The following is a 21394-nucleotide window of genomic DNA, read 5'->3' on the forward strand; positions in this document are numbered from 1 at the left end:
GGACGGATATCCTAGTCAAGTGGCGGTATGCGGGCGATGACATTGCGCCGCAGGCTTTCCGGGCGTTCGCGCCAGGCAACAATTCCTTCTTCACTTTCGGCGTAGCGTTGGGCCAGATCGCAAAGATCGTCGATCATGGTATCGGGATCGACATTGCCATAGACGTATCCCCACTTGCCCGCACCATTCAGGGCAATCGAACAGCCCGATTTGCAATTGTTCAGACATTCCGCCGGACGCAGGTCAAACGGCAAATCCTGGTCTGCACACAGTTCTGTCATGCGATCAAACAGCTGTTTACCGTGACGAGGATCGGTCTGGGCATCGGCATGTGATGCGGTGCAGGTGATGCAGATATTCAGGCGTGGTTTGGCGGGCATAACTTGATCTTTGATGAAGGGGTTTTTGACGGGCAATTACGGGGCGGGCATCCAATCAGCTTGCAACCGCCTCGGTCAAGTCATCTTCAAGATTTTGGCTAACATATTCCTGAATCGCCCCTGCCAACTGACGGCTGACCAAGGGATGGGAATCTTCGGCAAGCATTACCGCAACGCCCACGGCGGGCAGGGGCGGGAAGCCGTCGCGACTGTCCAAAATCTGGAATTCATCGGTGACACTGGCTGCGGCAAGGGCGGCAACACCAAGACCGTCACGTACCAGATGTAAAAGAGATGCGGCTTGTCTTGTCGTGGCAAGCAGGCTGAACGGGCGGCCGGATTTTGAAATCGCATCAATGGCCCAAGCATGGAATTTGCAATCCTCGGCCGGAAGAACCAGCGGCAGCGGGTCCTGTTCATGTTGCCGATGAATGGGGGACGTCACCCAGACACCCGGTTCATGACGCAGGAAATAGCCCTCTTCTCCCATAGCCGAGCGACTGACGAGCGAGATATCAAGTTCCCCCTGATCAAGCATCCGTTGCAGCAGGATGGTTGGATTGACCGAGACAAAGAATGTCGCATTGGGATGGGCCTTGCGGATGGCGCGCAAGACAACGGGCAGGATTTTCTGGGCGTAGTCATCCGGGCAGCCAATACGGATCGGGCGCGAGGCATCCTGTGTGCGCAACTTGCCCATGGCCTCGTCCTGAAGCGACAGGATACGCCGCGCATAACCAACAAAGGTAATGCCGTCATTGGTCAGATGAACATTACGACCGTCGCGTTCAAACAGCTTGTTATCAACCAGTTCTTCCAGACGTTTCATCTGCATGGAAAAGGCCGATGGCGTGCGCCCGATACGATCGGCAGCACGGTTGAAACTGCCGCATTCGGCAAAGGCGACAAAACTGCGCAGCAGGTCGGAATCCATGGCATCATCCTTTGATCAGAAATTATGATCAATTTATTTGAACTATTGGGTCAAAACTATTCGATTGTTTGAAAATCATCCAGCGGCAAATATCGGAGCTGGCCGGCCAATGCTTTAACGCGAATGCTTTTGATGCATGTGCCACAAGGAATTTCACGATGATTTTGAACGACTATCTGATGTCGGGGAACGGCTATAAAATCCGTTTGCTGCTTTCGATGCTGGGACAATCTTTTGAGTATGTCGAACGCGACATCATGAAAGGCGAAACCCGCACGCCCGAATATCTCGAAAAGATCAACCCGAACGGCAAGATCCCGGCCCTTGTTCTGGATGACGGGCGGGTTCTGGCGGAAAGTAACGCCATTTTGGGCTATCTGGCCGAAGGTACAAACTTTATCCCCCATGACCGTTTTGAACGGGCCGAAATGATGGGATGGTTGTTCTTTGAGCAATATGACCACGAGCCGAACGTCGCTGTTCTGATTTCCTGGTACGAGATCAAGGGACTCCCGGACAATGCCGATATCTTCGAGCCGATGAAACAGGCCGGTGCCAAGCGCGCACTTGACCTGATGGAGCGGCGGTTGTCGGACCATAACTGGCTGGTGGGCGAGGCGCTGACGATTGCTGATATCTCGCTTTATGCCTATACGCACCGGGCGGAACTTGGGAAAATCAGTCTTCAGCCCTATCCGGGTATCCGGGCATGGCTTGCACGGATTGAGGCACTTCCGGGATATGTGCCGATTACCTGGACACCCTGAGTTGTCTTAAAAAAAGCAGTCACCACAGACAGGAAATCCACCCGTTTCCGGGGAAAGGGGAAGGAAGTTATTCCCTGACTGTGGTGACTGAAGACCCCGATGCGATTAAGGGGAACATCGGGGAGCGGTATCGGGGCCTTAGGCGGATTTCAAAATCTGTTCGGGCAGCAATGGATCAGTCTGTGCGGCGGAACTGCGTCCCTTGAAACGGTGGTAGGCATCCAGAACATTGGGGACATCATCAAGCATTTCCGGACCGCCGGGCATGACATTGAGATAATGCAGCATCGGCATGATCATCATGTCCGGAATGGTGAAACGATCACCAACTGCCCAGCCATCACAATAGGCCTCATTAAGAACCGACAGATCATGACGAATGATGTCGGCCTGCTGATTGATTTGGGTTGCAAAGGCCGGGTCATGGCGTTGCTGATGATCGGCAAACACCATCGGAATTACAAATTTGCGGATGATGTTTTGATCAAGCCTTGTCATGGCAAGACTGATCCACTGGTTCATGCGCGCAATCTTTTCGGCTTTGACCGGGCTTTGGCGCGGACCGGCAAAGTTATCGTCGATATATCGGCAGATGGCGGCAGTTTCATAAAGAACGAACGATCCATGGATCAGGACCGGCACCTTGCCAAACGGATTGTGGCGCAAGACGGTTGGTGTCGCACTTTGTCCCGGCATCTGCACATTGCGGCTGGTGAATTCGAACGGGATTTCCTTTTCGAGACACATGATACGCACGGTTCGGGTCAGGTTGCTGCGGGGCATTCCGACAATCATCACATCTGACATGGTGGTGTCCTTTGCTGCATGATACGGCACGTAGCCAGTCCGGTCGGTTTGAACCGGTTTGGTGCACCGCACTTGCACGCAGCATCGCGTTCCTCATAATATGTTCAAGAACATATTATTGTGATGTGGCAAGGTTATCGGAATGTTGATCCGGACAGCCCCGCGGAGTTGCCAATGCCCTATGACCCAAAGCACAAGCCAAAGACCCGTATTCGTATTCTGAATGCGGCAACCGCACTTTTCAAAAAGCACGGATTTGAAAATGTGACGATTGATCAGGTGATGGCGGCCGCCGGACTGACACGCGGCGGGTTCTATGCTCATTTCAAAAACAAGGAAGACCTGTTTGTCGCCTGTGTCGAGAACGGCATGTCGTTGCTGTCATCCCCGGTTCTGGCAAAGTTGCGCAAGGCAGAGCTGCTTGGCAATGATTGGGTAACGTCTTTTGCCGAACTTTATCTGTCGCGGCTGCATATTGAAAACCCGGATATGGGTTGCGCCCTGCCGACCCTGTCGACCGAAGTTTCCAGATCAGGGGACAAAGCGCGCACGGCTTTTTCCAAACTGATCAATCAGGCGAGTGAAAAGCTTGCCTGGAAACTTGCCAAGGAAGACGCCGTTCCGGGGATTGACCGCCACATCAATATTGACGGGGATGATAAACCGCGCGATGTGCCCGAATCCTATGAACAGGAAGCAACGGCCATGTTGGCGATGATGGTGGGCGCCGTGGTTCTTAGCCGTGCCGTTGATGACGACACGGCAGATCGCATTCTTGAACGTACGCGCGATACGATCCTTGATGCCCGATCAAAACAGATCGGGGAAAAGGACGAAAACGTGTCAGAAAGTGACGTCGTCGATCAGTCAAAGAAGCCGGTCAGAACTTCGGCATAGATCGTGACAAGGTTTTCGATGTCATCAACCATCGCATGTTCGTCGACCTTGTGCATGGATTGTCCAACCAGACCAAATTCGGCGACTTCGGTATATTTCTGAATGAACCGGGCATCGGACGTGCCGCCGGTAGTGCTCATTTCCGGGCGCTTGCCAGTGACTTTTTCAGATGCATCGGCAATCAGGGTGGCGAGCTTGCCGGGGTTGGACAGAAATGCCTCGCCCGAGATTTTGACTTTAAGCTCGTGCGTGCCGGCATGTTCTGCACAGGTGTCCTCGATCCATTTTTTCAGATCGGCACCGGTATGCTGATCGTTAAAGCGGATGTTAAAGGCGGCACTGACCTTGGCCGGGACCACGTTGGTGGCGGCATTGCCTGCATCGACCGTGGTGATTTCCAGGTTGCTGGGCTGGAAATGATCGGTGCCCTGATCGAGTTCGCGGGAATTAAGCACATCAAGCGTCTTGATCATGCGCGGCACCGGGTTATCGGCCAGATGCGGATAGGCCACATGACCCTGTGCGCCAAAGACTGTCAGCCAACCGGTTACGGAACCGCGGCGACCGACTTTCATCATTTCGCCGAGATATTTGGGGTTGGTCGGTTCCCCCACCAGACAGCAATCAAATTTTTCACCCTCCTGGTCGCACCATTCAACCAGTTTAACTGTGCCATTGATCGCATCGGCTTCTTCGTCGCCAGTGATCAGGAAGGAAATTGTTTCATCAAAGTCAGGGTTTGCCGCCAGAAAGGCATCAACACCGCCGACAAAGCAGGCGATGCCGGTTTTCATATCAACTGCACCACGCCCGAACAGACGGCCATCAATCACATCGCCGCCGAACGGATCAACAGTCCACGCGCTGGTATCGCCTGCGGGAACCACATCGGTGTGACCGGCGAAGCAGAAGTTGCGGCCCTTGGTGCCCAAACGGGCATAAAGATTGTCAATCGCATCGCTGCCATCGCCGTCAAAGACCTTGCGCTTGCAATCAAAACCGCGCGCTTCAAGCGCCTTTTGCAGGACATCAAGTGCCCCTGCGTCAGCAGGTGTTACGGATGGGCAACGGATCAGTGACTGGGCAAGTTCAAGGGCGGCGGACATTGGGCAATCTCTTGTTGGTGATCAGGCAGTAACAGGTTCGATTAGGTGCGTTTATGAAAAAGGGCAAAACGGATTGGCCGTTTTGCCCTTATAGATCATCCCTGTTGCGCGGAACAGAAATCAGTCGCGCAGCAGTTCGTTGATCGAGGTTTTGGAACGGGTTTTTTCATCAACACGTTTGATGATAACCGCACAATAAAGGCTCGGCCCCGGGGTGCCATCGGCAAGCGGCTTGCCCGGAAGGCTGCCCGGAACGACGACGGAATATGCCGGAACACGACCGACAAAGGTTTCGCCGGTGGTGCGATCAATGATTTTGGTCGAAGCGCCGATAAAGACACCCATCGAAATCACGGCACCTTCTTCGACGATCACGCCTTCAACGATTTCCGAACGGGCACCGATGAATGCATTGTCTTCGATGATGACTGGACCAGCCTGAAGCGGTTCAAGAACGCCGCCGATACCAGCACCACCCGAAAGGTGAACGTTTTTGCCGATCTGTGCGCAGGAACCAACAGTCGCCCATGTATCAACCATAACGCCGGTATCAACATAGGCGCCAAGGTTAACAAAGCTCGGCATCAGGACGGTGCCCGGTGCGACATAAGCCGAACGGCGCACGATGCTGCCCGGAACGGCACGGAAACCGGCCTCTTTGAACTCGGCTTCGCCCCAACCTTCGAACTTGGACGGAACCTTGTCCCACCAGTTGGTGTTTTCGCCCGGACCGCCGGAAATGGTGGCCATGTCATTCAGACGGAAAGACAGCAGAACCGCCTTTTTGGCCCACTGATTGACAACCCATTTGCCATCAATCTTTTCGGCAACGCGCAGTTCGCCACGGTCCAGAGCATTCAGCGTCTGGTTCACGGCCTTGCGGATTTCGCCCTGGGTGGCGGAGCTAATTTCGTCGCGGTTTTCCCAAGCGACGTTAATCACGCCTTCAAGTTCAGTTCTGTTCATTTTCGAAGGTCCTTGCGGTCAGCCTAAATCTGTCGGGCGGAGAATGGTCAATGCAGCCCATGAAGTCAACTCCGCCAGTTTGCGTAGAAGTGCCCTTTTGGGGCATTTCACCGTTCCTGATCCCTATGCGCGATAGACATAACGGATCAGGCCGCGAAGCTCAATCTTAGAACCGTGACAAATCGGCCTTTGGTTTACGAAACGGTGGCAAGATTGCGCAGGAAATCGACAATGTTGGTTGTCTGGTGATCAATGCGCGGATCATCGCTGCCATTCTGGGCCCATTCGACGTCGGTATTCACCCAAACCGTGGTCATACCCATATCCTTGGCCGGCAAAAGGTTTTTGGCCATATCTTCGAAATAGACCGCCCGGGTTGGGTCAACGCGATCACGTGCCAGCAACCGGTCATAGGGATGTTGCTGTGGCTTGGGAATGTAGTCGGCGTCAACGATATCAAAAATGGTTTCAAACCGATCCGCGATGCCCAGACGGTCCATGACCCGTTCGGCATGTCCGCGCGATGCATTGGTGAAAATCAGTTTGCGGCCCGGCAGGTTATCAAGGGCCTCGGCCAGATCAGGTGCCGGTGACACAACAGACAGATCAATATCATGAACCTTGGCAAGATAGTCCGCCGGATCGATTTCATATTCGGTCATAAGGCCACGCAGGGTCGTTCCATAGCGATGGAAGAAATCCTTTTGCACGCGATAGGCTGCGTCTGCTTCGAGTTTCAGTGTGTCGCGCACATATTGACCGATCAGTGCCGATACCTGTGTGAACAGGTCGCAGGCGGCCGGATACAGCGTGTTGTCGAGATCAAAGATCAGAACAGATTCGGAATTCAGACGCGGCAGGGAAGCGGTGCTTTTCGCAGACAGAGTCATGTCGGGTGGCCTTAAGCATTAATTTCGCGGGGGCTTGGTTCGAATACCGGGTCATTTGTATGCGATCCTGACGATCTTGCAAACAACTGCCCTGCATTACGCAGGTTGGCATTGTTGTTATGCGTTTGATGCAGGCACTTAAGGGTCGAAATATTGCAGGTGGGGGTTTAAAAGCCGCTGCAAGAACAAAGATATAGGGAATCCTTGGGGTAAATATACGGATTTCCTGACTGTTTTCCGCCAGTTTTGCGGGAACGGGTATGGGGTTCTTGTTCGCCAGAATAGCAAATGTCGGGATCGTAAAACCCTTGTTAATCAAACCGGGTGGATCATGGCACAAAGCCAAAATGGCGGAGCCGACGTTTTTCGAGTTCGGGGGAAGTGGGAAATGTCGAAGTTTGCGGGCAGCGTGAGAGGGCGCATTGGATAAACTTATAAAAGCTCGAACAACCGAATTGCGCAATGAACGGAACCGTTTTGCAGCACTTGCCTTTGTCTGGGGAGACCTTCTGCTTGAGCTTGATGGCGATTTCCGGATCGTTTTTGCATCGGGCGCATCGGACGGGATTATGGGGCACCGCCCCCAGGATCTGGCAGGCAAACTTTTCACAGGTTTTCTGGCAAAGCAGTTTCAACCACTTGTGACCGAGATGTTCCATGTCGCACGTCGGCGTGGTCGTATGGATAATATTCAGGTTCGTTTCGCGCAAAACCGCGAAATGTTAAGCCCGCCCGTTTCGATGAGCGGCTATTTCCTGCCTGATCTTGGTGATCATTTCTTTGTCGCCCTGCGGGTTGCGATCAATTCGTTACCGCCCGAAATCGCCGGTTCCATTCAGCGCGATAATGCCACGGGCCTTCTTGATGAAGAAAGTCTGTCAAAGGTTGTGACCGAACGACTGGTGGCGCAGCGCGAAACCGGCGTTGAACATAAATTCACCCTGATGACGCTCAATGCGTTTGATCCGCTGTGCAAGCGTATGGAACAGATTGAACGTAACGAACTGATGGCCAGTGTCGGTGCGTTTTTGCGCGCCCATTCCGTGGCCGGGGATACGGCCGGACGTCTTGGCAAGGAACAGTTTGGCATGTTGCATCGTCCCGATGTGCCGATTGGCGATCTTGAAAAACGGATCGAGGAATGTGTGCGGGATGCCGATCCGAAGGGGATCGGTGTTGAAGTGACATCAACCGTGACCGATTTCACCGCCGAGGTTATTCCGCCGGGCGATCTGGCGCGCGGGGTTTTGTATTCGATCCGCCGGTTCTGTGATCGTCAGGATCACGGATTTACCTTCTCTCGTCTGATGGGGCAGGCCGACAATCTGGTCAACAGCACCTTTTCGGCGATGCAGGATTTCGGGATGCGGGTAGATCGCCTGAAATTTGATGCGGTCTATCAGCCGATTGTGCGATTGCCCAATGCCGAAATCCATCATTTCGAAGTGCTTGTGCGTTTCTATGATGATGAAGGAAAACTGATCCCGACGCAGGAATTGATCTCGTTCGCAGAACAGGTCAATATGGTCCACCGTCTTGATCTTGCGATGTTGCGCCGAAACCTTAAATGGATCAAATCACAGCTTGAATCCGGGATAACAGTGCGTGTTGCCGTGAACGTTTCCGGTCATTCGCTGGAAAACCCGGATTTTTGCCGGTCTGCAATCGCATTGTTCGAACGGAATCGTGAAACTCTTGGCCAATTGATGCTGGAGGTCACGGAGACATCCGAAATCAAGGATATTGATACCGCGGCGAAATGGATTTCGCGGTTCCGGGAATTTGGCATTGAAATCTGTCTTGATGATTTCGGCACCGGGGCATCGAATTTCCGGTATCTCAGTGCGATGGAAGTCGACTATGTGAAGATTGATGGGGAATCCATTCGTCAATCGATGAAAAGCAGCAAGGGGCAGGCTTTTATGCGGTCGCTTGTTGATCTATGCCACGAGATCAATGTTGAGGTGGTCGGCGAGATGATCGAAACCGACCAGATGCGAGACCTGATCACCAAGGCGGGCTTTGATTACGCCCAAGGGTATCTGTTTGGTAAACCGGAATCCGATATTACCCTTTATTGGCGGGATACGGTTTCAAGGCGGTATTAACCGGCCAAACGCCCTTTGCGGGTGGCGATAAGAACAAGCAAGGCTGCCTTCGGGCGGCCTTTTTTGTTGTGAATGCCAAAAAATTTAAAAAACCTGCGCCAGCTTTCCAGGGATGTTGCGTGTGCATCTTTATCGGCCCGTATTCGGGGGCCTTTTGGCAGGTAAGCCAAACGACACATCCATATAGGAGAGTTAAAATGGCAAGCATCAATACCAACATGTCGGCGACCCTTGCGGTGTCGAACCTGAACAAGACGACTGATGAAATGACATCGGTCCTGACCGCAATGTCGAGCGGCAAGTCCATCAACTCTGCATCTGACGATGCGGCGGGACTTGCAGTTTACACCGCGATGTCGGTTGACTATGCCGCCTGGGAACAGGCGGGCGATAATGCAGAAGTTGCCACAGCCATTCTTGAAACGGCGGATGGCGGCCTTTCTGAAATTGCCGATATTCTTGAACGTATGTATGAACTGGCGTCCCAGGCATCATCGGGTTCGGTGACCAATACCGAACGTACCTATCTTAATGATGAATATCAGGAACTGATGAGCCAGATTGACTCCATCGTTGAAGCAACGACCTATTTCGATACGTCGCTGCTTGATGGTGCCTATGATGAAAACTTCACGGTGTCGGCAGATTCTGCTGCATCAGCGATTTCAGTGACGCTTGATACCAATTATGCCACCAGTGAAGACGTGGTTTATGTCGTTGGCAGTGGTACGACGGCAACGACTGCCACGGCGGCGTTTGATACCTCGTCGGTCAGTTCGGCAGCCAATGCCACGACGGCACTGGCCATGATCGAAGCGCAGATCGAAACCGTTTCTGCCGGGCGTGCATCGGTGGGTGCGATGATGTCACGGTTTGAATATGCGGCGGGCAATATCGAAACGGCCCAAACCAATCTTGAATCGGCGATGAGTGTTTACATGGACGCCGATATCGCCCAGCTCAGTGCGGATCAGACTGAATTGGGTGTCAAGATGGACTCAGCCATTCAGGCCCTGTCCGTTTCCAATGAAAATCTGGAAAAACTTTCGAAATTGCTGAGCTGATCAAAGCGATTTCAGGTTCCAAAAGGCAGCCTTCACAGGCTGCCTTTTTTCATTGTGGACCATCAAATACGGCGCAAAGCAGCCCGCCGATCCGGTTCGGGAAAATAAATCAAAAAAATCGTCATTTCTTGCGCCAGTTTTTTTGCGCCGCTGCGTGGGCATCTATATCGGCCCGAAGTGGGTCGCGTTGGCAGGTAAGCCAAATGACATCCAAATAGGAGAAGCGAAATGGCGAGTATTAACACAAACATGTCGGCCACCCTTGCGGTGTCGAACCTGAACAAGACCACTGACGAGATGACCTCGGTCCTGACAGCAATGTCGAGCGGCCAGTCGATCAACTCGGCATCTGATGATGCGGCAGGTCTTGCTGTTTATACCGCGATGTCGGTTGACTATGCCGCCTGGGAACAGGCGGGTGACAATGCCGAGGTTGCAACAGCAATCCTTGAGACGGCCGATGGCGGTCTTGCCGAAATCGCCGATATTCTTGAGCGTATGTACGAGCTGGCGTCCCAGGCATCGTCCGGTTCTGTGACCGATACCGAGCGCGCATATCTTGATGACGAGTTTCAGGAATTGCTCAGTCAGGTCGATTCCATCGTTGAATCCACGACCTATTTCGATACCGCGTTGCTTGACGGCACGTATGACGAAAACTTCACCGTCTCTGCGGACTCCGCTGCGAGCCCGATTGCGGTGACAATCGGTACTGACTTTGACACCACAGGTCTGGGTCTTGCTGCTGCCGATGTAACGACTTCGACAACGGCTGCTGCGGCTTTGACCCTGATTGAGACGGCGATTGAAACTGTTTCGGCCGGCCGTGCTTCTGTCGGTGCGATGATGTCGCGCTTTGATTATGCAGCGGGCAACATTGATACCGCCAAAACCAACCTTGAATCAGCGATGAGCGTCTATATGGACGCCGATATCGCACAGCTTAGCGCGGATCAGACCGAGCTGGGCGTGAAGATGGATTCTGCCATTCAGGCCTTGTCAGTTTCCAATGAGAATCTCGAGAAGCTCTCGCGTCTGCTGAGCTAACTCGTGACAGGACCATCCGGTGTTTGAGAGCCCCCGGATGGTCCTGAATTTTTTAACGGATGAAAAAAGGAGGAGCACATGTCGACCATCAATTCTGCAACGTCGTCGAGTTATGCCTCTTCATCCTATGTTTCCGGCCTGACCGACCTTGATACTGCCGAACTGGTTCAGGATGCCTATGACGCCAAGATTGCGGTTGCTGATACCGTCGAGGCCGAAATTGACGATATCGAACTTGAAATTGCGGCCTTTGAAGATTTGCAAACGCTGCTTGAAGCACTTGAAGATGCTGCCGAGGCCCTGACAGCGCAAACCGAACTTGAAAGTTCGCGTGATGATGTCTGGGTTGGTAAATCGGCATATTTGTCGTCATCGGATGCAAGTATTGCGGCCTCGGATGTTGTCGGTGTTCTGGTTGATGACACGGCAGCAACCGGCAGCTACACGTTAGAAATCACGCAACTCGCAACGGCGCACAAACTGGGTGGTGATACCGTCACCGACAGTACCGCCGCGATGGCGCTTGACGGTACGATCAGCCTCGTGGCCGGTGACGATTACGAGGCGGTCGATATCGAGATCACCGCTGACATGTCGCTTGATGACATTGCCGATGCCATTAATGATCAGAAATCAACGAGCGGTGTCAGTGCAAGCGTCCTGCAAATTTCTGACGACGAATATATGCTGGTTCTGTCGGCGGTCGATACCGGTCAGGAAATCACTTTTGATACGGATGGTGCAGACACGACACTTGCGCAATCACTGGGATTTGTTGCCGCGGACGGTTCCTATGCCAACGAACTGGTGACAGCAGACCAGGCGATCTTTTCAATTGATGGTGTTGAAGTCACGCGCAGCAGCAACACGGTTGATGACGTCATTGATGGCGTGACGCTTTATCTCTATGCCGAGGAAGAAGGCACTGAAATCACGCTTGAAATCGACGAAGATGCCAGCACCGCCTATAGCGCGATCGAGGCGTTTGTTGATGCCTATAACGAATTGCGCAGTTTCATTATCACCAACCAGGCCTATGAAGCCGGTGAAGGTGCCGATGAAGACGCGGTTCTGTTTGGCGATAGTCTTTTAAGTTCGGTGTCTTCGACCGTTTACGACATGCTGTCCTTTACCAACGATAACGACACATATGCGTCGCTGGCATCGATTGGCATTACCCTTGATGACAGCAACTATCTGGTCATTGATGAAGAGGTACTGGAAGACGCACTGGTGTCGAATTTTGACGCGGTGGCGGATCTGTTTTCCTATTCGGGGAAAACGGATTCGGATGATCTTCTGGTTTCCAAGGCGGACGGCTCATACACCGGCACCTTTACTGTCGATATCGTAACGGATGCGGATGGCAATATCACATCGGCCAGTGTGAATGGCGATAGCAGCCTGTTTACCATCAGTGACAACAAGATCGTGGGCGTCGAGGGCAGTACCTATGAAGGGGTGACGCTGTTCTTTGGCGGCGACACATCGCAAAGTGTCGAGGTCACGATCACCAGTGGCCTTGCCTATGACCTGACCAATTCGCTCGACAAATATACCAGCAGCACGGATGGCCTGATTGCCAATCGCCTCGAACGGCTGGAAGAACAGGTCGATGATCTTGAAGACAAGGTCGAAGATATCACAACCGATGCCGACGAATATGCGGCCGAACTGACCGAACGCTATTCCGCGATCGAGACCAAGCTTTATCAGCTGCAGCTTATGCGTGAACAACTTGAAGCCTTGTGGGGTGAAGATGACTAATAATACAGCAGCCGCCTCCCAGCAGGCCTATCGGTATGCCGGCGCAAGTGCGCAATATAACAATGCGCTTCGCACCACGTCGCCCGTGGCCATGATGGCAATCGCCATCACCCGCACCAGACAGCATCTTCGGACCGCGCTTAAATATCGCACGGAAAAGAAATTCGATCTTGAAAGCCGTGAAAAAGCGATTGTCATGACACGCCTCAAAGCATTGCAGGCATGTGTTGCACCAAAATCGGCACCGGAACTTTCAAGAGATCTCTTTGCCTTTTATGCAAGAATGATTAAATTGCTCGCACGTAACCGCAGGGACGCTTCCATGGAGGAACGTTACGAGGTCGTTGACCGCAACCTGCAAGAGCTTGCGCGCGAATGGGAAAAATTCTCGAAAGTCGATCCAAGTAGGACTGTTCAAGCCCAATCAGGGCATCCGATGATCGGAACAGTGTTGTGAGGGACATTTGAGTGTAGGTCTTCGCGGAGCAGTGTCGACAAGCTCTGACATATCAGACATTGCATCAGCCAATGACGTTCTGAGCGATCTTGATGATAACAGCCTTGTTGCGCGTATGGTCGAAGGTGACAAGCGCGCCTATCGGGTGATCGTTGAACGTTACTATCGTGGAATTGTCGGTATCGCGCGCCGTATGGGACTGACCGGTGGCGATGCCGAGGATGTGGCACAGGATGTTTTTGTCCGTGTCTGGTTGCATCGTGACAAGTGGCGGGCAGATGGCGGGGCAACCTTCAAGACCTGGTTGTACCGGGTTGCGGTCAACAGGGTGATCGACCTTAAGCGCAAGCCGCAATTTGTTGACGGGGCTGAACTTGACGAAGTTCCCGATGAAACAATGTCGGCTGTTGACCGGTTGGCCCAGCATCAGGAATTCAAACGCCTGCGGGTCGCAATCAAAAAGCTGTCTGACCAACAACAAATTGCCATTAACCTGTTTTATGACCGTGAATTATCCAATCAGGAAGCTGCCTCGATTATGGGGGTTTCAGTCAATGCTATGGAATCACTGTTGAAACGGGCGCGAAGGCGTTTACGTGAAGAGTTGAAAACGATCTGAGATACGATTAGTTTTACGTTCCGTTCGAACAGGTAAGTTCGTCCTAAGAAAAAGCGGTGTGCTGTGAAAATCGAGCGTTTCGAAGAATTACTGGACCAGTACGGTTGGGATCTTGGGTCCTGGCCTGATAGCTTGCGTCGCGAGGCGAATGTTCTGCTGGCACAGGATGCACATGCCGCGGAATTGCTGCGCTCGTTGCGTTCTGTCGAAGATCTTCTGGCCGATGATCCGTTGCCGATGGGCAAGCACAAGGCCATTGATGATATCTTTGCTGCCATCGAGGCCGAAGAAAACAAAGCCAGCAGCGTATCGCAAGCAGAAGCATCCGATCCAAACCAGTCCTTTCAATCCATTGATGATCGTCCCAGATCGCGTGCGCACCTGACAGTTGCGAGTGCAGCACCCTTGGGCGAGGGACCGGCCCGCAAAACTTATCCGACCCAATCAACAAAATCCCCGGTTAATCCGGCGATTGCGACTGACGCAGCCCACTATAACGGGCGGGCCAAAGGTGTCTTGCATCTATTGGGCCGCCGCATGTTTTCAGGGGTTGGCATGGCCGCCTGTGCGCTGGCCGGTTTTGTTTTTGGCGTTGTTATGACCATCGAAGAAGGCCAGCAAGTGAATGCACATGCCGACGAAATCGAAGTGATCGATTTCCTGGAAAACCACCTCTATGTCATTGATCAGGTTACAGTTCCGAAGGATGGTCAGGATACGGCCGTTCCAAATTCTGTTTCCGGACAGGGAGTGTCGGCACAATGAGCTTTGCATTCCGACGGGTTTCGACCATGCGCAAGCTGATGTGGGCGTCCCTTGCAATCAATCTGTTTCTGGCAGGCGCGCTTGCCGGAAATCTGGTCAGTGGTTATTCGATGTTCCGTTCGCCGATGCCGCCGCCTCCGCCTGGCGGATTTGATGACGAACCGCCCGGTATCCGGATGTTGAAAAATGTCCGGACGCGTCTGAGTGACGAGGGCAAAGTTATTTTTGATGCGGAATTCAATTCGGTGATTGCTGAAATCCGCAGCCGCCCGAGCCCGCGTCTGCTGACAGAAGAGTTGCGTTCAACACTTGATGATCCGGAGGCGTCAGACACCGAAGTTCGTGCCGCATATGCCGGGTTGAAAGAAGCAATTCAGGAAGATTTGACGACGGTTCTGGGGCATATGGCCAATGCCGCCATTGCGCTTTCACCAGAAGATCGACGTCAAATGATCTTTATGGGGCCGGGCGATATGCCGCCCCCGCCAAGGCAATAAACAAATCGTTTAAAATCAAGGGATGCAAATGCATCCCTTTTTTATTTCGGAAAAGTCGAAACTTTCTGCGCCAGTTTTCGTCATTCCCGCCGTGCAAAGAACATAGACGCCCAAAACTGTTCTTGCCCGGAGTTGGTGATGAGTTTCCTTAGTGGCCTGACATATGACAGCCTGACTTCCTCGACCTCGTCGTCGAGCAGCAGCACGATCTCGACCAGCACCAGTGACAGCTCGACATATGAAACCTATATGACGCTGCTTCTGACGACACTGGAGAATCAGGATCCGACCGATCCGGAAGACGTGTCGGAAATCACCACTCAGTTGGCGACCTTTGAGCAACTTGAACTGGCGGAACAGAACAACACGCTTCTTTCCAACCTTTCGGAATCCCTTTCAGCCCTTCAGGGGGTTGTCGATAACAGTGCTGCGCAGGCCTATCTGGGCACAGATATCGTTGCGGTTGGCGACACCGCCCCGCTCGAGAATGGCGAGGCCGAGTGGTACTACGTGCTTGATGATGATGCGGCCAGTGTCACGGTTACGGTGACCGACGAAGACGGCAATGTTGTTTACGAGACGACCGAAGCCGGTTCTGAAGGCAGCAATAATTTCATCTGGGATGGCACCACCGACGCAGGCGGGACCCTGAATTCGGGGACTTACACCCTGTCGGTCAGTGCCGTTGATTCCGATGGCAACTCCATTGATTCCGAAATCCTTATGACCGGTGTGGTGTCGGCACTCGACCTGACCGGGGATGAAGCCGTGCTGTACGTCAACGGGGTCGATGTTTCGATCGATGATGTGCAGGGCACGCAAACAGTTTCCTGAAACAAAGGATAAAAACCATGAGCCTTAGCAGCGCACTGAATTCCGCCGTTTTAGGTCTGAATGCACAATCGACTTCGCTTGGCATCATTTCCGGCAACATCGCCAATAGCGAGACCGTTGGTTACAAGGACAGCACCGCGGCATTTTCATCCCTTGTCACAACACCGGGTTCGACCACGCAGGGTTATTCCAACGGTGTGACGACATCGACACTGACCAATATCTCGGCCCAGGGCCTTATTGAAGCGGATAATACCGCGACCAGTCTTGCGATTTCGGGGGACGGCTTTTTCGTTGTGACCGACGGAAATGGCGATACCTATTACACCCGCGCCGGGGACTTTTCGGCTGATGCCGATGGCAACCTTGTGAACGGATCGGGTTACTATTTGATGGGCTATGCCCTGAATTCGGACGGGGATCCGGAATCGGGTACGGTTCCGACCAGCACGGCGGCACTGACCACAATCAATCTGGAAAACCTGACCGGTACGGCAGAAGCGACAACCGAAACATCGATTGTGGCCAACTTGCCTGCCGATGCCGAGGTCGGTGACAGTTTCTCGATTGATGTTGAGGTGTTTGACAGCCTCGGCACCAGCCACACCATCACCTATGAATATACCAAGACGGCCGCCAATGAGTGGGAGCTGACCTATTCCGATCCGGTTCTGACATCGGATGGTACGACCGTGACCGGAACGTCATCGGGTGGTCCTTTGACCATTACTTTCAATTCCGATGGTGAGCTTGCCTCTATCGAGGATAGCGGTGGTACGGATGTGACTGATAGTGCGACCCTGACAGTGACCGGATGGACGACCGGGGCATCTGACAGCACGATTGTGACCGACATGGGTACCGCGGGCGAGAATGATGGTCTGCAGCAATATGCGTCGGACGATGAAGACGGCGACATGACGCTTTATTCCGTCGATCAGAATGGGTCGAACTATTCCGAAATCTCGGAAATTTCGATCTCTGACGACGGGGTGGTTTCAGTGACCTACGACAACGGTGTCAGCGAGCCTGTCTATCAGATTGTTCTGGCCGATTTTGCCAATGCAGATGGTCTGACCGCGTATAGCGACACGGTTTTCAAGGAAAGCAATACGTCCGGGACCTATGTCCTGAAAACGCCGGGTGATGGCGGGACGGGCACGATTGCCGACTATTCGCTTGAAACGTCGACCGTCGACACAACGACCCAGTTTTCAAAAATGATTGTCGCACAGCAGGCCTATTCGGCGGCCGCGCAGGTGATTTCAACCACCAGCGACATGTATGACACCCTGATTTCTTCTGTGAACTAAGGCGAGGCTGACATGACTGCATTAAACGCCACGGAAACCAACACCCTGTCTGCCCCGCAAGATGATGACAAAATCCAGGGCATCATGCATCGCCTCATCGACCTTCTGGATGTTGAATGGCGCATCCTTGAACAGGCGCAATACGATCTGTTGCCAGACATCACACAGGAAAAAACCAAGCTTGAAGACGAACTGCATGCCGAGTTGGCAACGCAGCGTAAGGTTCGCACCGGTCAGGTTCATGCCGGGCTGATTGTTGATTTTGAAATGGTCAAAACGCTTCGTGCCAAACTTGATCGTAACAATGTACGTCTGAAGGCAAAGCGGGAAGCCTGTCTTAAACGCATTCGGGCGGGTTGGGCGGCGACCGCGGGTGACAGTTCGACATCCTATGACCGTCAGGGCGATCTGCGCGGCAAGGCGCATCAGAAAATATTCAATATGAAGATGTAAGCCCCGTTCCGCTTTCCAACTGCCATTCGTTTTATCCGATCAGATTCGATAGGTCACACCATGTCGATCCGTGCCGCACAGTCATCTGCTCTCAGTGCCCTGCAGTCCAGTCAGGCCGGGATCAGTGTGTCTGCGGAAAATATCGCCAATGCATCGGTCGAAGGTTACACCGCAAAATCGCTTAGTCTGGCGAGCAGTGTCACCACGGGGGCTGCAACCGGCGTAACGGTGACCTCGGTCGGATCGACGGTGGACAGCTATCTTCTGAAATCGATCAGCGAGGCCGCTTCTGAAAGCGGATATGCGTCGGTTTTTGCCGATCCGCTGAATATGGTGGCGACCCAGTTCGGGGATATTGGCGATGATGGTTCGATTTCGACCCTGATCACTGACCTTGAAACGGCAATCGCAGCGCTGGCGATCAGTTCTGACAGCCAGTCGGCAAAGTCGACGACATTAAGCGAAGCAAACGCGATTGCCGACGAACTTAATAACCTTTCCCAAACAGTTCAAAGTGAACGCGCCAATGCTGATCAGTCGATTGAAGATACGGTTGATCAGATCAATGATCTTTTGAATGTTATTCAGGCCTACAACGATCAGCTGAATGGAACAGATGGCACGACGCTTTCGACAAGCGAACTTCAGGATGCCCGGACCCAGGCGATCAATGAATTATCCGAACTGGTCGATATCAGCTACTACACCGACTCATCGAACACCACCCAGGTCTATATTGGCGGCACGCTTGTTGTTGGCAGCCAGGTTCAGGAACTGTCCTATAACGCGGTCGGAACAGTAACGGCCGATACGACATTTTCCGATATTACCGTGAACGGCAAATCGATCATGAGCAGTATTTCAGGCGGAAGTCTGGGCGGCTTGATTGAACTGCGTGATGAAACTCTTCCCGGTATTCAGGAAGAGCTGGATAACCTTGCCACAACCCTGATGGACAGCATCAATGCCGTGACCAATCTTGGGACGGCCTATCCGGCGCCAAGTGAACTTGTCGGGACTGTCGAAACAGATCTGACCGATGCGTTTTCAGGGTCGGGCACGGTTCGACTAGCCGCAACTGACGAGGATGGCAACGCTGTCGAAGTCATTGAAATCGACCTTTCGACGATCACAAGCGTTCAGGACATTGTAGATGCAATCAATGGATCGACCTATCTGGATGCGTCGATTGGCAGTGACGGAACACTTGAAATTGCCGCATCCGATGATGATTACGGCGTTTCAATCATCAATATGGATGCCAGCGTTGGCACCGATGATCAGGGATTTTCGGATTATTTCGGCCTAAACGACATGTTTACCGGAACGGACGCCGGAAATATTTCGGTGAATGCAGACTGGCTTGCCGATACCAGCAAGCTGCCGGTCGGGTCAGGATCAGACGATGCCGGACTTGCCGTGGGGGACAGTGTGATTTCATCGGGCAGTTCGGATATTGCGGAATCCCTTGCCGATCTGTTTGACGAAAATATCAGTTTTGATGCGGCGGGTGACCTTGGATCAACCAAAACCACCTTGTCAGACTATGCCGCCGAAATCCTGTCAGACGTCGCACAGCAGGCATCGAGTGCGGAAACCGAGGCCAGTGTAGCCAGCAGCGCCTATGACGAGCTGGTCGAAAGTTTTTCCAACCAATATGGCGTGAATACCGATGAAGAGGCACTCACGCTTAGTAACCTAGAAAGTGCCTATGAGGCCGCCGCAGCGATCCTGGAAATCACCCAGTCGCTGATGGATACATTGCTTGATGCGGTCAGGTAAGGGATCAAAGAAATGCGCGTTTCCACAGCCGCGATGCAGCAGAACATGCTTAGTCAAATTCGTTCGGTTCAGTCTCAGCTGGCGACCGCGACCGAGCAATCGAGTTCCGGCGTGAAATCGGATTCCTATGCCGGTGTCGCCGACAGTTCATATGTCATTGCGACCCTGAGTGCGGAAATCTCCGAAGCATCGGCCTATGCAGATATTGCCGAAACCATTCAGACAAGGGTCGAGGTCTATTATTCGACGCTTAATGACATGGTCGATCTTTTGACGGAAATGACGTCGGATTTGTCCGGTGCATTAAGCACCGGGACGGACAAGGCATACGGGATTAATGAATCCGCCGGTGCGGCCCTTGAGACTTTTGCATCACTTTTGAATACCCAATATGAGGGGCGTTATATCTATGCAGGCTCTGCGACGGATACGGCCCCGGTTTCGGTTGATGCCGCCGATTATGCGGTGATTACCAGTCCGTCGACCACAGATCTTAGCTATTATTCCGGGAATAGTGACATCGCATCGGCCAAGGTTGCGGATGGCACAACCATCGAATACGGGATCACGGCACAGGAAGATGCGTTTGAGCAGGCCTTGCGTGCCTTGAACCTTGCTGCGAATGCCAGTACCGATCCGGTGGACGAAGATGCCTTGAGTGAAGCAATGGAACTGATCGAAAGTGCGGCGGCAGGATTGTCAGAATTGCAAAATCAGGTGTCCTATACGCAGGACCAGCTTGAAGCTGTTGTTGATATGCATATCGATTTTCAGCTGGCGGCCGAAGGCACCGTATCAAACCTGACCGACATTGATCTTGCCGAGGCGGTGGTTACTTTGGAAACATTGTCGATCCAGCTTGAAGCATCCTATTCGGTGACGGCGCAAATCACCGACATGTCGCTGTTTGAATATCTGCGGTGATAAACAGGCTTGGGTGCAGATCGAAAGCACGGGCTTATTGGGAGATATCGGACAGAATTCCGTATTTTTCCATGATGGTGTCATAGAGACCGTTTTTCCGGATCGCTGCAAGGCCGACATTCAATTCCGTCATAAGCCGGTCGGCATGTTCGGTCTTGCGGGCAATACAGGAATAATAGGGGTCGTTTGACAGGATTTTGCTTTTGATTGTCGAGGCATTTGGAATGCCGTCATTCTTGACATTCAACAGGTAATCCATCGGGGCCCGGAAAGACAACACCGCGTCAAGACGGCGAGACAGCAATAGATTTACCAGGGTTGTTTCGCTATTAGCCATGATTACGTCGACACCGGCTTCGCGTGCGGAAGTTTCAAGATTATAGCCATTAACCACCCCGACCGTCATGTTGCGGGCATCCTCGATTCTATCGACGGTCTCAAGGACTTCTTTATTCGTGGCATATAACGAAACGCGGACATGGCCAAGCGTGTCGGAATAGAGGAAATCTGCTTCACGTTCGGGCAGGTAACTGCACGAACACAGGCCATCGACCTGACCGGTTTGGGCCAGAAAATACGCCCGTTTCCACGGATAAAAAGGTGTCAGTAGTGATATGTTCCGGCTGGCAAACGCCGCCCTAAGAATTTCGACATCATAGCCGGGTTGATTGGCATTTTCGGCAATTTTGGCTGGCGGGAAAGGGTTGCAGGCCAATGTGATGGTCTGGTGATTGCCCACCGGGGAATTCAGGGAGTTTTGCGCCACTGCGCCACCGTGCACAGATAGAATAAGGGCAAGGCACAGAACCGAAAGCGTTGAAAACCATCGCAAAAGTTGCGTATTGCCAGACAGCTTTGGGCGCCCTGCCGTTTCATTGGCAATCGGGTTACGTGCTGTGTCGGTGCAATGTGCTTTGATGCGCATCTGGCTTCCGGTTTCAAAGATCTTCTAATATTCAATGGGTTCTGACGCATGACGATATCATGCTTTGGGCGCAATGTATTATTTCTGTTGTG

22 protein-coding genes are annotated in these 21394 nt (G+C 52.7%); 15 read left to right on the forward strand and 7 right to left on the reverse strand.

What is annotated here, in order from left to right:
- Window positions 1-11: 11 nt before the first annotated feature.
- The gene (locus tag TH19_RS02260; RefSeq protein ID WP_114100786.1) at window positions 12-380 is read right to left on the reverse strand and encodes a DUF1636 family protein; all 369 of its coding nucleotides are present in this window, start codon (window positions 378-380) and stop codon (window positions 12-14) included.
- Between the two features lie 55 nt (window positions 381-435).
- On the reverse strand, window positions 436-1314 hold the full coding sequence (locus TH19_RS02265) for a LysR substrate-binding domain-containing protein (RefSeq protein ID WP_114100670.1): 879 nt from the start codon (window positions 1312-1314) through the stop codon (window positions 436-438).
- Window positions 1315-1472: 158 nt separating this feature from the next.
- Between TH19_RS02265 and TH19_RS02270 the strand changes: the two genes are divergently transcribed.
- Window positions 1473-2081, forward strand: a complete 609-nt coding sequence (locus TH19_RS02270; RefSeq protein ID WP_114100671.1) for a glutathione S-transferase family protein — start codon at window positions 1473-1475, stop codon at window positions 2079-2081.
- Window positions 2082-2219: 138 nt separating this feature from the next.
- Here TH19_RS02270 and TH19_RS02275 read toward each other — a convergent pair whose 3' ends face one another.
- Window positions 2220-2888, reverse strand: coding sequence for a glutathione S-transferase family protein (locus tag TH19_RS02275; protein ID WP_114100787.1), 669 nt, complete (start codon window positions 2886-2888; stop codon window positions 2220-2222).
- Window positions 2889-3062: 174 nt separating this feature from the next.
- On the opposite strand from TH19_RS02275, the gene TH19_RS02280 reads away from it, so the two are divergent.
- On the forward strand, window positions 3063-3785 hold the full coding sequence (locus TH19_RS02280; protein WP_114100672.1) for a TetR/AcrR family transcriptional regulator: 723 nt from the start codon (window positions 3063-3065) through the stop codon (window positions 3783-3785).
- Here TH19_RS02280 and dapE read toward each other — a convergent pair.
- The 3 genes from dapE to TH19_RS02295 form a co-directional block, all read right to left on the reverse strand.
- Entirely contained in the window at window positions 3752-4891 is a 1140-nt protein-coding gene (gene dapE / locus TH19_RS02285; RefSeq protein WP_114100673.1) for a succinyl-diaminopimelate desuccinylase, read from the reverse strand. The genes TH19_RS02280 and dapE overlap by 34 nt on opposite strands.
- Window positions 4892-5011: 120 nt before the next feature.
- Entirely contained in the window at window positions 5012-5857 is an 846-nt protein-coding gene (gene dapD / locus TH19_RS02290) for a 2,3,4,5-tetrahydropyridine-2,6-dicarboxylate N-succinyltransferase (protein ID WP_114100674.1), read from the reverse strand.
- A 194-nt stretch (window positions 5858-6051) separates the two neighbouring features.
- Window positions 6052-6747, reverse strand: coding sequence for a pyrimidine 5'-nucleotidase (locus tag TH19_RS02295; RefSeq protein ID WP_114100675.1), 696 nt, complete (start codon window positions 6745-6747; stop codon window positions 6052-6054).
- Between the two features lie 422 nt (window positions 6748-7169).
- Between TH19_RS02295 and TH19_RS02300 the strand changes: the two genes are divergently transcribed.
- The 13 genes from TH19_RS02300 to TH19_RS02365 all read left to right on the forward strand — a co-directional run bounded on the left by TH19_RS02300 (window position 7170) and on the right by TH19_RS02365 (window position 20377).
- Complete coding sequence (locus TH19_RS02300; protein ID WP_114100676.1) at window positions 7170-8855, forward strand: EAL domain-containing protein; 1686 nt, start codon at window positions 7170-7172, stop codon at window positions 8853-8855.
- Between the two features lie 197 nt (window positions 8856-9052).
- Entirely contained in the window at window positions 9053-9919 is an 867-nt protein-coding gene (locus tag TH19_RS02310) for a flagellin (protein WP_114100678.1), read from the forward strand.
- Window positions 9920-10147: 228 nt separating this feature from the next.
- Window positions 10148-10966 (forward strand): flagellin, encoded by an 819-nt coding sequence (locus TH19_RS02315; RefSeq protein ID WP_114100679.1) that lies wholly within the window; start codon window positions 10148-10150, stop codon window positions 10964-10966.
- Between the two features lie 78 nt (window positions 10967-11044).
- Window positions 11045-12733 (forward strand): flagellar filament capping protein FliD, encoded by a 1689-nt coding sequence (gene fliD / locus TH19_RS02320; protein ID WP_114100680.1) that lies wholly within the window; start codon window positions 11045-11047, stop codon window positions 12731-12733.
- Complete coding sequence (locus TH19_RS02325) at window positions 12696-13190, forward strand: flagellar protein FliS (RefSeq protein ID WP_147250695.1); 495 nt, start codon at window positions 12696-12698, stop codon at window positions 13188-13190. The genes fliD and TH19_RS02325 overlap by 38 nt, the downstream gene beginning before the upstream one ends.
- Window positions 13191-13197: 7 nt before the next feature.
- Window positions 13198-13809, forward strand: a complete 612-nt coding sequence (locus TH19_RS02330) for a sigma-70 family RNA polymerase sigma factor (RefSeq protein ID WP_258547794.1) — start codon at window positions 13198-13200, stop codon at window positions 13807-13809.
- A 63-nt stretch (window positions 13810-13872) separates the two neighbouring features.
- Window positions 13873-14574, forward strand: a complete 702-nt coding sequence (locus tag TH19_RS02335; RefSeq protein ID WP_114100682.1) for a hypothetical protein — start codon at window positions 13873-13875, stop codon at window positions 14572-14574.
- Entirely contained in the window at window positions 14571-15071 is a 501-nt protein-coding gene (locus tag TH19_RS02340) for a periplasmic heavy metal sensor (RefSeq protein WP_114100683.1), read from the forward strand. The genes TH19_RS02335 and TH19_RS02340 overlap by 4 nt, the downstream gene beginning before the upstream one ends.
- Before the next feature lie 138 nt (window positions 15072-15209).
- Window positions 15210-15905, forward strand: coding sequence for a flagellar hook assembly protein FlgD (locus TH19_RS02345; protein WP_114100684.1), 696 nt, complete (start codon window positions 15210-15212; stop codon window positions 15903-15905).
- A 17-nt stretch (window positions 15906-15922) separates the two neighbouring features.
- Window positions 15923-17218 carry a flagellar hook protein FlgE gene (gene flgE, locus TH19_RS02350; protein ID WP_114100685.1) on the forward strand — a complete coding sequence of 432 codons (1296 nt, stop codon included), beginning with the start codon at window positions 15923-15925 and terminating at the stop codon, window positions 17216-17218.
- A gap of 12 nt (window positions 17219-17230) precedes the next feature.
- On the forward strand, window positions 17231-17671 hold the full coding sequence (locus TH19_RS02355; protein ID WP_114100686.1) for a hypothetical protein: 441 nt from the start codon (window positions 17231-17233) through the stop codon (window positions 17669-17671).
- A gap of 60 nt (window positions 17672-17731) precedes the next feature.
- Window positions 17732-19453 carry a flagellar hook-associated protein FlgK gene (gene flgK / locus TH19_RS02360; protein WP_114100687.1) on the forward strand — a complete coding sequence of 574 codons (1722 nt, stop codon included), beginning with the start codon at window positions 17732-17734 and terminating at the stop codon, window positions 19451-19453.
- 12 nt (window positions 19454-19465) lie between these two features.
- A complete protein-coding gene (locus TH19_RS02365; RefSeq protein WP_114100688.1) occupies window positions 19466-20377 on the forward strand; it encodes a flagellin in 912 nt (303 codons plus the stop codon).
- A 34-nt stretch (window positions 20378-20411) separates the two neighbouring features.
- Here the strand turns inward: TH19_RS02365 and TH19_RS02370 are convergent, their stop codons facing one another.
- Window positions 20412-21302 carry a substrate-binding periplasmic protein gene (locus TH19_RS02370; RefSeq protein WP_114100689.1) on the reverse strand — a complete coding sequence of 297 codons (891 nt, stop codon included), beginning with the start codon at window positions 21300-21302 and terminating at the stop codon, window positions 20412-20414.
- Window positions 21303-21394: the final 92 nt, after the last annotated feature.

The sequence above is a fragment of the Thalassospira profundimaris genome (assembly GCF_003326675.1).
Classification (GTDB): domain Bacteria; phylum Pseudomonadota; class Alphaproteobacteria; order Rhodospirillales; family Thalassospiraceae; genus Thalassospira; species Thalassospira aquimaris.

Coding starts and splice junctions, on each gene's coding strand:
- flgE (WP_114100685.1), top strand. CDS start 15,923: ATGAGCCTTAGCAGCGCACTGAATTCCGCCGTTTTAGGTCTGAATGCA.
- TH19_RS02345 (WP_114100684.1), top strand. CDS start 15,210: ATGAGTTTCCTTAGTGGCCTGACATATGACAGCCTGACTTCCTCGACC.
- fliD (WP_114100680.1), top strand. CDS start 11,045: ATGTCGACCATCAATTCTGCAACGTCGTCGAGTTATGCCTCTTCATCC.
- TH19_RS02265 (WP_114100670.1), bottom strand. CDS start 1,314: ATGGATTCCGACCTGCTGCGCAGTTTTGTCGCCTTTGCCGAATGCGGC.
- dapD (WP_114100674.1), bottom strand. CDS start 5,857: ATGAACAGAACTGAACTTGAAGGCGTGATTAACGTCGCTTGGGAAAAC.
- TH19_RS02370 (WP_114100689.1), bottom strand. CDS start 21,302: ATGCGCATCAAAGCACATTGCACCGACACAGCACGTAACCCGATTGCC.
- TH19_RS02315 (WP_114100679.1), top strand. CDS start 10,148: ATGGCGAGTATTAACACAAACATGTCGGCCACCCTTGCGGTGTCGAAC.
- TH19_RS02340 (WP_114100683.1), top strand. CDS start 14,571: ATGAGCTTTGCATTCCGACGGGTTTCGACCATGCGCAAGCTGATGTGG.
- TH19_RS02310 (WP_114100678.1), top strand. CDS start 9,053: ATGGCAAGCATCAATACCAACATGTCGGCGACCCTTGCGGTGTCGAAC.
- dapE (WP_114100673.1), bottom strand. CDS start 4,891: ATGTCCGCCGCCCTTGAACTTGCCCAGTCACTGATCCGTTGCCCATCC.
- TH19_RS02280 (WP_114100672.1), top strand. CDS start 3,063: ATGCCCTATGACCCAAAGCACAAGCCAAAGACCCGTATTCGTATTCTG.
- TH19_RS02295 (WP_114100675.1), bottom strand. CDS start 6,747: ATGACTCTGTCTGCGAAAAGCACCGCTTCCCTGCCGCGTCTGAATTCC.
- TH19_RS02270 (WP_114100671.1), top strand. CDS start 1,473: ATGATTTTGAACGACTATCTGATGTCGGGGAACGGCTATAAAATCCGT.
- TH19_RS02260 (WP_114100786.1), bottom strand. CDS start 380: ATGCCCGCCAAACCACGCCTGAATATCTGCATCACCTGCACCGCATCA.
- TH19_RS02365 (WP_114100688.1), top strand. CDS start 19,466: ATGCGCGTTTCCACAGCCGCGATGCAGCAGAACATGCTTAGTCAAATT.
- TH19_RS02355 (WP_114100686.1), top strand. CDS start 17,231: ATGACTGCATTAAACGCCACGGAAACCAACACCCTGTCTGCCCCGCAA.
- flgK (WP_114100687.1), top strand. CDS start 17,732: ATGTCGATCCGTGCCGCACAGTCATCTGCTCTCAGTGCCCTGCAGTCC.
- TH19_RS02275 (WP_114100787.1), bottom strand. CDS start 2,888: ATGTCAGATGTGATGATTGTCGGAATGCCCCGCAGCAACCTGACCCGA.